This is a genomic window from Enterococcus sp. S86.2, from assembly GCF_059834485.2.
Genome location: NZ_CM206813.1, coordinates 966214 through 979575 on the forward strand (window position 1 = coordinate 966214; position 13362 = coordinate 979575).

Consider the following 13362-nt stretch of genomic DNA (forward strand, 5'->3'; position numbering starts at 1 on the left):
TTGGCAGATCCATTTGGCTTTTTAAAATATCAACGTCAAGATAATCCTTTTCGCCCCGTATCAGAGCGAACTGCCGACTGGTATGAACTGCAAGAACCGCTTGCTGAGAAACAAAGAACAGAGCAAGCAGCCCGCTGTATGAATTGCGGTATTCCTTTTTGTCATTCAGGAACATTTTACGGTACACAAAAAGTTGCCTCTGGTTGTCCCAATGATAACTTAATTCCAGAGTGGAATGATCTCCTTTACCAAGGGCGATTTAAGGCAGCTTTTGAACGTCTTGCCAAAACTAATCCACTACCGGAAATGACCGGTCGCGTTTGTCCAGCTCCATGTGAAAAAGGGTGCACAGAATCATTAAATGGTGATGGTGTAACGATTCATGATAATGAACGTTTTATTATTGATAAAGCCTTTGAAGAAGGCTGGGTAAAAGAAAGTGGTCTCTTTGTTACACGTACAAAATTTAAGGTTGCCATTGTTGGCAGTGGTCCGGCTGGGTTAGCGGCGGCTTGGCGTTTAAACCAATTGGGACATAATGTAACGATTTATGAACGTAGTGATCGTTTTGGTGGTTTATTGATGTATGGCATTCCGAATATGAAATTAGACAAAGATATCGTTATGCGCCGCATTAATCTGATGCAAGAGCTAGGAGTTAAATTTATTGCAAATACCGAGATTGGGGTAGATATTACCGCTGCTGATTTAGAAAAAAAATACGATCGCGTGATTTTAGCGACAGGAGCCAGTGTGCCGCGAGACTTAAATGTAACTGGACGACATTTTCAAGGAATTCAATTTGCAGTAGATTATTTAACCGAAGCGACCAAGGATGTTTTAAAGCATGGCAAAGATGCGACCAGCAAAAAATTAGCTGGAAAACATGTGGTGGTGATTGGTGGTGGTGATACTGGAAATGACTGTATTGGTGCAGCCATTCGACAAGGAGCCGCTTCTGTCAAACAATTAGAAATCACACCGGCATTGCCAACACAACGTGCAAACAATAACCCGTGGCCAGAATACCCATTAACTGGAAAAATCGGCTATGGTCAAGAAGAAGCCTTGCAAACTTTTGGGGAAACGATTACGACTTATAGCACTTCGACTACAGGTTTTATTGGCGCTGAAAGAGGACAAGTGATTGGGGTTGAAACAGTTGCTGTTGATCAAAACTTCCAGCCAATTCCTGAAACCAATCAAGTAGTTCGAGCAGATTTGGTTTTACTTGCGATGGGCTTTTTAGGGGCAGAAAAAAGTTTATTGGAACAGTTTTCAGTTGCTGAAGTTTACGATGATTATACGACCAATAACGAACGTGTTTTAGTAGCCGGGGATGCAAAACGTGGGCCAAGTTTAGTTATTTGGGCGATTTTTGAAGGCCGTAAAACAGCGGAAAAAGTTGATGAAGCTTTGCGCGCATTAGTTTACCAGTAAATAAAATAGAAAACTCCAGTACAAAGGTTCAACATGACCTTTGTACTGGAGATTTTTTTGGTGTTAAAACGATAAAGATTTGAATTTTAGTCTAATAAATTCCGTTCTTTATACCATTCATCTGGTTGCCAGATCCATGTAAAACCGTCTTTTGCCAGTAAATCAAAAGCAGCTTGTGGCCCCATTGTACCAGCAGCATAATTAGGAAAATCAGGTTTTTGTTTATCCCAAGCAGCGCGAATGCGGTCCACGATGCGCCAAGATTGTGCCACTTCATCCCAATGGGTAAAATTGGTACTATCGCCATTTAAAGCGTCAAAGATCAAACGTTCGTAAGCTTCTGGTGAGTTTTCTACCATTTCAGCAGTATTGCGGTAGTCCAATTTTACGGGTTTTGTAGAATAACCTTGACCGATTTCTTTTCCATTCAACGTCATACTAAAACCTTCTGTTGGTTGAATATAAATTGTCAAAACATTTGGCGGTAATTCGCTTTGGGTATTAACTTCAGTCGTGCTAGAACGAAAGACATTAATTGGTACTTGTTTAAAGACGATATTAATCCGTGTGCCTTTTTCCGTTAGGCGTTTACCTGTACGGACATAAAAAGGTACTCCAGACCAACGGAAGTTATCGATTAAAAATTTGCCTGCAACAAAAGTTTCGGTAGTAGAATCTTTTGCGACATTTGGCTCATGACGATAATCGATAAATTCTTTATCCCCAAGTTTACCCGTTGTGTATTGTCCTCTGATGAAATTTGTATAAACTTCTTCTTCTGAATAAAGGCGTACGGCATTTAAGGCCTTTATTTTTTCGCTGCGGATTGCTTCTTCTGTGAAAGCTACCGGTGGCTCCATCGCAAGTAAAGATAAAACTTGCAGGATGTGGTTTTGTACCATATCTTTTAATGCCCCACTTTGATCGTAGTAGCCGCCGCGATCTTCAACACCTAAATTTTCTGCTAAACTAATTTGAACATTGTCAATGTAGCGTTGATTCCACATAGATTCAAACAAATTGTTGGCAAAACGAATAGCTGAGATATTTTGTACCATTTCTTTACCTAAATAGTGATCAATTCGATAAATATCTTTTTCGGCAAAAACTTCATTAATTTCATTATTCAAATCATTGGCAGAAGTAAAGTCAGAACCAAATGGTTTTTCAATGATAACGCGATGGTAGCCATCGGTAGCTAACATACCACTTGTCTTTAATTGGGTAACGATAGTCCCAAAAAAGCGGGGAGACATAGCCAGATAGTATAAGCGATTGCCGCCAAGTTGATATTTTTCATTTAAAGTATCCGTCAATTCTTTTAAAACCGAATAGTGACTAGTATCAGAAACATCGTGAGACTGATAATAAAAATGACTAGCAAATTTGTCTGCTTCTTCTTTTGTTGGTTCTAAAGAAGCAATAGACTCTTTAACGACTTCATGATAATGTGCATCACTCCAAGGTCTGCGGGCAGTGCCAATTACTGCAAAGCATTCGCTTAACTCTCCTTTTTTATATAAGCGGAATAAAGATGGGTAAAGCTTTCGTTTGGCAAGGTCTCCGGTAGCACCGAAGATGGTAAACAATACATTAGTATTTTCAGTCATGTGATCTCTCCTTACAATTTATCGACAAAAATCGTGTTGGCAGCTTTATAACTGACCGCCATATTTTTTTCTTTATTGGCAATTGTGATTGGACCTTCATAAGGCGCAATAGCAGTAATGGTGTATTCTTCGTGGATGGCTAAGTCAATACTAACGAGATAATCCAGTAACTCTCGCTCGTCTAATACTCGGGCGATTTTAATTTTTGTCCCGACTGGAAAATCTGCTAATGTTTGCCGTTTTTTCTCTGTAACCAAGGCGTTTTCAGCCGGAATTTGTCCTCCGTGGGGGCAATATGGCGGATGGTTTAAATAATCTTCTAAACGTTTGGCTAATTTGCTAGATGTAACGTGCTCTAAAACTTCGGCATCATCATGGACCTCATTCCAAGAGTAGTGGAGGTGTTCCACGAGAAAAACTTCCCATAAGCGATGTTTACGAACTAAATCACTCGCACTTTTTTTACCAGTTTCAGTCAATTGCACGCCTTGGTAGGCAGTATGTTCGACTAAACCTTCTTTTACCAGCTTAGATAGCATTTCGCTAACAGAAGCAGGTGAAACACTTAGTCCGGCGACAATCTGCTTATTGCTGATTTTTTCTTCGTCGCCACCAAGTTCTAAAATTAATTTTAAATAATCTTCACGATTAGGTGTCACAGGAGTCAATCCTTTCTGGTGAATGTCTCATTCACAATGGCTCGCTAACTGTTAGTCAGTAGGCTATCACTATAAATTTTACCAAAAAACGGCTTGATTTACTATGTTTTCAGCTTGAAGTTAGTACAGATAGACAAATGTTTCGTATGATTTTTTTTAAAGCTAAAATTGAGTAAATAAAAAGACCTTTTTCGGCCTTTTTATTTACTCAATTTGGTTAAAGTCTTTTTTTATGACGGTTCATCGCGATTGCAGGATAATTTTGCCAGTGTCAGTTCTTAGTTATTAAACTAAAATTACAAAATTTAAGCCCAGTCACCATTGCGGAAAATAGGAACTTTGCTGCCATCTTTTTTTATCCCGTCGATATTCATTTTATCAGAGCCTACCATAAAGTCTACGTGAGTTTGACTACGATTTAAACCATGAGCTGCTAATTCCTCTTCGCTCATTTCAGTTCCGCCCTGTAAACTAAAGGCATAAGCTGAGCCCAAGGCTAGGTGGTTGGAGGCATTTTCATCAAAAAGTGTATTGAAGAAAATAATACCCGATTGTGAAATCGGCGATGGATCCGGCACTAATGCAACTTCCCCTAAACTTTTAGCCCCTTCATCGGTAGCTAGTAATTTAGCTAAAACTTCTTGACCTTCTTCGGCGGAAAAATCAACGACTTTCCCATCTTTAAAGGTGAATTTCATCCCAGAAATAATTGAACCAGCGTAACTTAATGGTTTCGTACTGGAGATTATACCGTCAATACGGCGGAAATCTGGGGCAGTGAAAACTTCCTCAGTCGGCATGTTGGCCATAAATTCTTCTCCACGAGCGTTAAAGCTACCTGCACCTTCCCAAAGGTGATTTTCTGGCAGACCGATAATTAGATCCGTACCAGGCGCTGTATAATGCAAGGCAGAAAATTGCTCTTTGTTTAGTTCTTCTGCTTTATTGCGCAATGTTTCATCGTGTTTTTTCCAAGCAGCAATGGGATCTTTTGTATCAATTCGCGTTGTTTTAAAGATTTCATCCCATAATTTTGCTTGCGCTTTTTCAGCTTCAAGTTCAGGAAAGACTTTTTGCGCCCATTCTTTTCCAGCGGCTGCGACAACTGTCCAACTAACTTTATTGGCTTGTGTTGCTTTTCGTAGGCCCATCATTGCTTTGCCACTAGCAGCTTGATAAGTTGCTACGCGATTGGCGTCGACACCAGCTAATGCCCCTGGATCAGAAGAAACAACACTAATGCGGCTTGCTCCTTTTTTTAGCCAGTCTTCTGTTTGCTCGACTTTATAAGCAGGAATATTTTCTAAACGTTCTTCATCAGCATGAAGTAAGAATTCCCGTTGAATTTGATCATCTGTCCACTGGACTAAAACTTCTGCTGCACCTAACGCGTAAGCTTTTTGCGTGATTAGGCGAGCTAAAGGCGCTTGGTCGACACTAATTTGTAAAACGACGGTATGGCCTTTTGAAACATTCACGCCCACTGCCACAATTAGCTCAGCGTATTTTGCTAAATTGGTATTAAAATCTGTCATAAAAAAACCTCCAAATTCTTTTAAGAAGTGACAAAATATAGCTCTAATTGTCAATTTTCAAACTATTTAAATAATATCATTTTACAAAATTAAAGACAATGAAAGGGCTTGTTTTCCGTTTTATCGTCTTTTTTAAAAAATATTTTTTTATAAAGCAAAAATAGTTGTCGTTTTCTTTTTTGCAAAGACAAAAAAACATGGTACAATATTAATATAACAAAAAAACGATAAGACTAAAGGAAAAGGGAGTTAAAAAATAATGGCAAGAAAGAAAACAATCACCCGTGATCAGATTTTGAATGCGGCCTATGATGTCGTTGCTACTGATGGTTTTTCCCGTTTCACTGCCCGAAATATTGCGGCAAAAATGAAGTGTTCAACACAGCCAATTTATTTGGAATTTAAAAACATGGAAGATCTTAAAATGGCGTTGATCAAAAAACTACACGATTATTTAGCAACTGAGATTTTTCCAGTAGAACACACTGGGGAAAATATTGTTGATTTAGCTTTGAATTATATTGGTTTTGCGACAGAACATAAGCGCTTGTATCGGGCGATGTATCTAGAAGAGTACGGTGGTGGAAAAGAGATGCAGGAATTTTCTTTCCAATATTTTTCTAATGCGGTAAAAGCTGATTTGGCCTTTAAAGATTTGGCAGACAGTGAAATTGAATCGTTGCATACTGGTTGTTGGATTGTCGCAACTGGAATTGCGGCCTTGAAATCATCCGGAATTATTAACCCAACAGAAGAGCAAATTATTGCCTTAATGCGGGACACAATCAAACAAATTGTGGAAAGAAAAGAGCCACTAGAAATTAATTATTAATTAGAGCGTAAAAATAAAAAAACCAAAAGATTAGCTCCTCATGCAAGTTGTGTTCTTTGTAACCTAGTATTTGGTTAGAACACGAGCAAATCTTTTGGTTCTTTTTTGACGAAATCAAGCAAATATCATCTTGGTGTGTAGCTTTAAAAAATAGTTCGTCAAAGTATGCGAAATTTTCAAAAATACAAGAAACAATTTCAAAAAATCCTATGCTAATTTTTTGAGAACTGAGGGCAGTTTGTAGGCTTTTCTAATAATAGAGCTAGTTATCCCAAAGCTGTGACGAGTTTTTTAGCGAAGTCTTCTAAATTGTCGATATCTTCTGCTTCAACATTTAGGTCCACTTTAATTGAGTCAGCGCCTTTTGTTGCACCGCTTTTTTCAAAAGCTTGCTCAAAATCATCAACTGACTTGGCAAAGTCGTCATAAAAAGTATCCCCAGAACCGCAGACACCATAAATTTTTCCAGCTAAGTCCAATTCTTGCAGTTCTTCGTAGAAATCAACAATCTCATCAGGAAGTTCGCCATCGCCATAAGTATAAGTTGCGACAACACAAATATCTGCTTCTTCAAACTCGGTTGCGTCAACTTGCGTACACTCATCAACTGTAACATCAATATTTAAATTTTCTAATGCTTCTGCCACAACATCGGCAATCTCTTCGGTATTGCCGGTTAAACTGGCGTAGACAATTTTTGCTAAGGCCATTTCAGCCACTCCTTTAAGTAAAAATTAAACTATCGTTTCTCATGATTTTCCTGAAGTTCGTAACGATTATAACAAAAGTAAGGTACCTTGCCTACTATTGTGTTATTTGAATATTTGGCGAAAACCGGTGCCTGTGGTAGAATAATAAAGGTTTAAAGATAAAAAAATCTTTTTTTATCATCTTTTATTTGTACGATTAGTTTAAAAGGAATCTTTATTTAAAAGGAGACGACAGTATGATTACATTAAAATCTGCTAGAGAAATTGAAGCAATGCGAGAATCTGGTGCGTTGTTGGCAGATGTTCACAAACATTTACGTGATTTTATTAAACCAGGTATCACAAGTTGGGATATTGAGGTTTTTGTTCGTAATTTTATTGAAAGCCATGGTGGCGTAGCCGCGCAAATTGGTTTTGAAGGCTACAAGTACGCAACTTGTGTCAGCATTAACTCAGAAATTTGTCATGGTTTCCCTCGTAAGAAGCCTTTACACACAGGAGATTTAGTTAAGGTAGATATGTGTGTGGACTTAAAAGGCGCAATGTCAGACTCTTGTTGGGCTTATGTGGTTGGCAGTGCAACGCCAGAAGTTGAAAAATTAATGGCTGTTACGAAAAAGGCTTTGTATTTAGGCATTGACCAAGCACAAGTAGGAAATCGGATTGGCGATATCGGCCATGCTATTCAAACCTATGTAGAAAAAGAAGGCTTCGGTGTTGTGCGAGACTTTATCGGTCATGGCATTGGGCCAACCATTCATGAAGCACCAGCTGTTCCTCATTTTGGTGAAGCCGGTAAAGGGTTGCGCTTAAAAGAAGGAATGGTGATTACCATTGAACCAATGGTAAATACTGGTACTTGGAAAATGAAAATGGACCCGAATGGCTGGACGGCTTATACATTAGACGGTGGTTTGAGTTGTCAGTATGAACATACAATTGCCATCACAAAAGCAGGACCACAAATTTTGACTTCCCAAGGCGAAGAAGGTACGTATTAATTTGAGTAACGGAGTAGGCAAGTGCCCTTTGGTGCTTGCTTATTCTGAAATTTAATTTAAGAAAATAATTAACAATCTCGATAAGCGATAGGTTTGTCGTGATTGTTAATTACTTTCTTACTACCAAGTGTTTCATTTACCTAGTTAGCGACATTTCTTTTGCAAAAAAATTAAAGGAGTGCCAGATGAAGTTTGTTGAAAAAATAAAGAACAACGAAAAATTAATGCGGTTTTTCACTATTGTAAAAAATCGGTTTAGTGATGCTCAAATCGGAAATAACGCAGTCATTGTTGCGTATTATTTACTATTGTCACTTTTTCCCCTCTTAATTGCGGTGGGAAATTTATTACCTTTTCTAAAAATTGATCCAAATTCTATCTTGCCTTATGTTAAAGATATTATTCCCCAAGAGGTTTATACTTTTATTGGTCCAGCAATCAAAAGCCTTTTGACCCAAGGTTCTGGTGGTGTCTTGTCGATTTCAGCACTAGCTGCCTTATGGTCAGCTAGTAAAAGTATTAATGGTCTGCAAACGGCTATGAACAGTGCCTATGGCGTGAATGATCGTAAAAATTTTATTGCTGTACGAATTGTTTCTGTAATTGTAATTGTCTTACTTTTAGTCGCCATGGTTGGTGTAACAGTCGTATTAGGTCTTGGTCGCATGTTGTTAGATGGCTTACAACCAATACTTGGTTTTTCAGGCCAGATTATCGACACCTTCCAGCGCTTCAAGTGGCCCCTAACAATTGTTGCTTTACTAGCGATTATGATGATTATTTATTGGATTGTACCAAACGCTAAAGTCAAGTTAATGACCACTTGGCCAGGAGCTGTGGTGGCGACGATTGGCTGGATGGTCTTGGGACAAGCATTTGGTTTGTATGCGCAATTTTTCGCTGCCAAAGTCAGCGGTTATCAAATTATTGGTAGCTTTATCGTCTTAATGTTGTGGTTGAATATGGCTGCAACGATAATTATTTTAGGTGGTATTACCAATGCAATTATTGCAGAGTATATTACCGGACAAGAAGTTCAAGATCGGAAAGGACCATTAACCAAGCTTAGCAAAAAAATTGAAGCTAAAATTGGCAAAGATGATTCCAAGAACTCTTCTAAGTAAAGAAAGCGAGAAAACACGATGACCTTTACCTTTCGTTTTATTATAAGGCTCTTTTTAACAATGATTATCTCTTTGGTTTTGACACCTATTATTAAACTTTTGGCTTTTAAAATTGGGGCAGTGGATAAACCTGGGGCTAGAAGAATTAACACCAAAACGATGCCAACAGCTGGTGGCTTGAGTATTTTTATTTCATTTTCGATTGCGGTGCTTTGGGAATTTAATGATACGTTACCGATTGGAAAAGTTTGGCCAATGATTTTAGGTGCATTGATCATTGTTATTACCGGCTTAATTGATGATGTTTTTGAATTAACCCCACTGCAAAAGACACTAGGGATAACGTTAGCCGCTTTGGAGGCTTACTTCATTGGGGGCATTGAAATTAATACCTTTAGTTTGCCGTTTTTTGGTCGCTTTGAATTAGGATGGTTGAGTTTACCGGTAACATTATTGTGGATTTTAGCAATAACCAATGCTGTCAATCTTATTGATGGTTTGGATGGTTTAGCGGCTGGGATTTCCATTATTGGATTAACGACAATCGGGTTGATTAGTTACTTTTTCTTACCGCGTACGGGTGTTTTTTTGGCAATTATTATCTTTAGCCTAGTAGCTGCTATCCTTGGTTTTTTTCCGTATAATTTTCATCCAGCGACAATTTATCTAGGCGATACAGGAGCACTTTTTTTAGGTTATATGATTGCGATTTTATCTTTGCAAGGATTGAAAAATGCCACATTTATCACGATTTTAACACCAATGTTTATTTTGGGCGTGCCAATTACAGACACTGTTTACGCGATGATTCGCCGTAAGTTTAATAAACAACCTATTTCTTCGGCTGATAAAATGCATTTACATCATCGCCTACTTTCTTTAGGTTTTACCCATCGCGGGGCAGTGCTGACAATTTATGCGTTAGCCTTAGTTTTTTCTTTTATTGCTTTATTAATGAATTATGCGAGTACCTGGGCGACGGTTTTGCTAATTCTCTTTACTGCTATTGGTTTAGAATTATTTATTGAATTAATTGGTTTGGTGGGAGAAAATCGACAACCGTTAATGTGTGCTTTGAAATTTTTAGGCAATCGCCGTTTTCGGCAAGATGTTTTAAACAAACATCCAGAAGATAAAGAGGATAAATAATAAGGAGTTTTGCTTAGTTGCGAAACTTCTTTTTTTTACGCTTGACATATGAATTGGTATTCATTTATAATACATATGAAAAGATATTCATGTAAACGGTTGTAAAGGAGTGTTTAAAATGGAATTAAAATATCAATTAAATGGTTTGGATTGTGCAAATTGTGCCACTAAAATCGAACGCGCAATAGCAAAAGTTGATGGAGTGAGTAAGGCACAAGTGGATTTTATGCAGGCAAGCTTAGCGATTGATTGCGATGAAAAAAATGCAGAAGCCATTGAGATAACAAGTAAGCAACTTATAAAAAAAATTGAGCCAGATGTAACGATGATAAAAAAAGATACAGTTAGCCAAAAACATCATCACGATCATGGAAACAAAAACGCAAAAGTATTAGTGACAAGAATTTTACTTACAACGCTAGCACTGTCATTACTACTTTTTTTGCAACTTACAGATCCTTGGAATACAATTTTGTATGCAGCCGTCTATCTTTTAATCGGCTATGACATTGTTAAAACGGCAGTTACAAATTTATTTTCTGGTCAAGTCTTTGATGAAAACTTTTTGATGACCATTGCAACAATTGGCGCTTTTTTTATTGGAGATCACACAGAAGCGGTATTGGTTATGCTTTTATATCAAATCGGTGAGTGTTTCCAAGACTATGCGGTGGGGAAATCTCGCAAAAATATTAAAGCCTTAATGGATGTACGTCCAGACGTTGCACGTTTAGTTACAAAAAATGAGTCGGTAATGGTGAAACCTGAAACAGTTAAGATAGGAGAGCTAGTTCAGGTAAATCCTGGTGAGAAGATTCCTTTGGATGGGATTGTAAAAACAGGGAGTGGCTATTTGGATACTTCTGCTTTGACAGGTGAGTCCATGCCACAAGCCGTAGCCGTCGGTGATCAGGTGTTGAGTGGTTGTATTAACAAAGATACTACTTTAATCGTGGAAGTAACGAAAAATTTTGGTCAATCAACGGTCAGCAAAATTTTAGATTTAGTAGAGAATGCCAGTAGTCAAAAAGCACCAGCAGAACGATTTATTACAAAATTTGCACGTGTCTACACGCCAATTGTTGTAGTTTTAGCGCTCCTATTAGCCATAGTTCCAACGCTATTTGTCGGTGATTTTCAAGAATGGTTGTACCGAGCCTTAACTTTCTTAGTTATTTCTTGTCCCTGTGCGCTGGTTATTTCAGTGCCGCTCAGTTTCTTTGGTGGTATCGGAGGTGCTAGCCGTGCCGGAATTTTAATCAAAGGATCAAATTATTTAGAAACCTTAGCAAAAGTTAACACAGTTGTTTTTGATAAAACAGGTACTTTAACTAAAGGTGAATTTGCTGTTGCTAAAGTCGTGGTTGAAAAAAGTGAAATTCCTGTTTTAGCCTATGCCAGTGCTTTAGAACAAAATTCAAGTCATCCTATTGCACGTTCAATAGTTTTAGCGGCAAAAGATGAAAAAATACCTGCTGTAAGTGCAAGTAAAGAGATTGCCGGCTTTGGTGTCAGCGGCATAATTGAGGGAAAAGAAGTTTTTGCTGGAAATGATAAATATTTAAAAGAGCATCATATTGCTTTACCCAAAGTAAGCAGTTTAGGCACCGTTGTTTACTTAGTAGTCAACGGTCAATTGGCTGGCTATTTGGTAGTAAACGATCAGATTAAACCAGAAGCTAAAGGTGCAGTCAACAAATTAAAAGCACTTGGGGTCAAACAAACAGTTATGTTAACCGGTGATCGCAAAGCAGTTGCCGCAAGTGTAGGCGAAACATTAGGTTTAGATCAAGTTTATGCCCGTCTTTTACCACAAGATAAAGTTAGCCATGTAGAAAAATTGCGTGAAAATGATAATAAGGTTGCCTTTGTGGGAGATGGAATTAATGATGCGCCGGTTTTAGCAACAGCTGATATTGGGATTGCAATGGGTGGCTTAGGAAGTGATGCAGCCATCGAAGCGGCAGATGCTGTAATCATGGATGATAACCCGGTTAAAATTGCTACGGCAATCACAATAGCCCGTAAAACATTAAAAATTGTAAAGCAAAATATTATTTTTGCCCTCACTATCAAAATTTTCTTTTTGATTTTAGGTGCTGCCGGTTTTGTTGCAATGGGATGGGCTGTCTTTGCTGATGTGGGGGTCACTTTAATTGCAGTTTTAAATGCGATGCGCTGTTTAAAAACACCAAAGCTTTAAAATAAGTTATGGGCTCGTTTCATTTGCTCTTAGTCCTACATTCATCTAAAATAAAAAAGAAGATCGCCTATTTTCATTATTGTTTTGTACAATGAAAATAGGTATAAGTAGGAGGAGTTCATATGAAAATCAAAGAAAAGATTGCTGAAACTGTAACTGAAACAGCTGAAAAAGTTCGTTATATGTTAAAAAATGATGATTACTTTATCAACGTTTCTAAAAAGGGACTAGACTTAAAAAAAGCACGTCCAACCAAGCACACAATTAAATGGCGGGCTAAAAACTATTAAAAAAATGAAAAGTATCTGATTAAAAAAGGCTCTGGCGAAAAAGTTGTAAAAACTTTCTCCAGAGCCTTTTATTTCTCAATTTCAATACCTAAAACAGTTAAATGGCCGTTACCAACTAGTTTAATAACCAATTTGGCCAGATGTTCTGGTGTCATTTGTGAATCTGTTGTTAGCCACCAATGTAAAGTGCCGATAAAAATGGAGGTCATATATTCGATAATAAAGTCCATGGGCACTTCAATTTCATTTTCGGTAATTTTTAAACGGTTAAAGACGTCGGCATATTGTTCATTTAATATGTCGGCAATTTTTTTACGTAAAATTTCATTTGCCGAAGCGTCCATAATCGTCAGATAGAATTTGCGATTTTCATGGATATTCCGATAAATTTTAGTCATAACGACTTCGATTTGTCTGACTTTAATCCGATTGCCTTTTACCAATTCGGCAGGGTTTAAAACTGAGGTAAAGGCGGTTAGCGCATAATCGAAAATTGTTTCGTACAGGTCTTGCTTGTCTTTGTAGTGAGCATAAAAAGTCGCACGGTTGATCATTGCCTGATCGGCAATATCTTGTACGGTAACTTGTTCATACCCATTTTTTTCCACCAAATGAATAAACGCTTCAATAATCATTTTATTTGTGCGTTTAACGCGTAAGTCAGTTTTTCTCATTGAAATTTCCTTTCTAGATAAGCAACAAAAAACGTAAGTTTGTTGCTTATGTCACAAACTGCTTTTGTTTGTGTATTGTCAAAAAGTGAGCAAGAATTTAAAATAGACATGAGTATTATATCAGACGGGTTGTAA

The 13362-nt window shown here is 37.7% G+C and carries 12 protein-coding genes; 7 read left to right on the forward strand and 5 right to left on the reverse strand.

Features of this window, described 5'->3' with window-relative positions:
- Positions 1-1440 (forward strand): glutamate synthase subunit beta, encoded by a 1440-nt coding sequence (gene gltD / locus AC6R0T_RS04410; protein ID WP_303754427.1) that lies wholly within the window; start codon positions 1-3, stop codon positions 1438-1440.
- Positions 1441-1526: 86 nt separating this feature from the next.
- On the opposite strand, the gene zwf is transcribed toward gltD, so the two are convergent.
- From zwf to AC6R0T_RS04425, 3 genes are all read right to left on the reverse strand, one after another.
- Complete coding sequence (gene zwf / locus AC6R0T_RS04415) at positions 1527-3050, reverse strand: glucose-6-phosphate dehydrogenase (RefSeq protein WP_206903895.1); 1524 nt, start codon at positions 3048-3050, stop codon at positions 1527-1529.
- 11 nt (positions 3051-3061) lie between these two features.
- Positions 3062-3709: a transcriptional regulator EfaR gene (efaR, locus tag AC6R0T_RS04420; protein ID WP_206903896.1), complete on the reverse strand. Its 648-nt coding sequence runs from the start codon at positions 3707-3709 to the stop codon at positions 3062-3064.
- A gap of 305 nt (positions 3710-4014) precedes the next feature.
- Positions 4015-5244: an aminopeptidase gene (locus AC6R0T_RS04425; protein WP_303754425.1), complete on the reverse strand. Its 1230-nt coding sequence runs from the start codon at positions 5242-5244 to the stop codon at positions 4015-4017.
- Positions 5245-5503: 259 nt separating this feature from the next.
- On the opposite strand from AC6R0T_RS04425, the gene AC6R0T_RS04430 reads away from it, so the two are divergent.
- Positions 5504-6076 (forward strand): TetR/AcrR family transcriptional regulator, encoded by a 573-nt coding sequence (locus tag AC6R0T_RS04430; RefSeq protein WP_206903898.1) that lies wholly within the window; start codon positions 5504-5506, stop codon positions 6074-6076.
- Positions 6077-6342: 266 nt separating this feature from the next.
- Here the strand turns inward: AC6R0T_RS04430 and AC6R0T_RS04435 are convergent, their stop codons facing one another.
- Positions 6343-6786 (reverse strand): flavodoxin, encoded by a 444-nt coding sequence (locus tag AC6R0T_RS04435; protein ID WP_206903899.1) that lies wholly within the window; start codon positions 6784-6786, stop codon positions 6343-6345.
- 236 nt (positions 6787-7022) lie between these two features.
- Between AC6R0T_RS04435 and map the strand changes: the two genes are divergently transcribed.
- The 5 genes from map to AC6R0T_RS04460 all read left to right on the forward strand — a co-directional run bounded on the left by map (position 7023) and on the right by AC6R0T_RS04460 (position 12553).
- Positions 7023-7787 carry a type I methionyl aminopeptidase gene (map, locus tag AC6R0T_RS04440; RefSeq protein WP_303754421.1) on the forward strand — a complete coding sequence of 255 codons (765 nt, stop codon included), beginning with the start codon at positions 7023-7025 and terminating at the stop codon, positions 7785-7787.
- A gap of 185 nt (positions 7788-7972) precedes the next feature.
- On the forward strand, positions 7973-8911 hold the full coding sequence (locus AC6R0T_RS04445) for a YihY/virulence factor BrkB family protein (RefSeq protein WP_206903901.1): 939 nt from the start codon (positions 7973-7975) through the stop codon (positions 8909-8911).
- Positions 8912-8929: 18 nt separating this feature from the next.
- Positions 8930-10060: a glycosyltransferase family 4 protein gene (locus tag AC6R0T_RS04450; RefSeq protein ID WP_206903902.1), complete on the forward strand. Its 1131-nt coding sequence runs from the start codon at positions 8930-8932 to the stop codon at positions 10058-10060.
- A gap of 118 nt (positions 10061-10178) precedes the next feature.
- On the forward strand, positions 10179-12263 hold the full coding sequence (locus AC6R0T_RS04455; RefSeq protein ID WP_303754420.1) for a heavy metal translocating P-type ATPase: 2085 nt from the start codon (positions 10179-10181) through the stop codon (positions 12261-12263).
- Between the two features lie 122 nt (positions 12264-12385).
- Entirely contained in the window at positions 12386-12553 is a 168-nt protein-coding gene (locus AC6R0T_RS04460; protein WP_303754419.1) for a hypothetical protein, read from the forward strand.
- Between the two features lie 68 nt (positions 12554-12621).
- Here AC6R0T_RS04460 and AC6R0T_RS04465 read toward each other — a convergent pair whose 3' ends face one another.
- Complete coding sequence (locus tag AC6R0T_RS04465) at positions 12622-13227, reverse strand: TetR/AcrR family transcriptional regulator (protein WP_303754417.1); 606 nt, start codon at positions 13225-13227, stop codon at positions 12622-12624.
- Between the last annotated feature and the right edge of the window lie 135 nt (positions 13228-13362).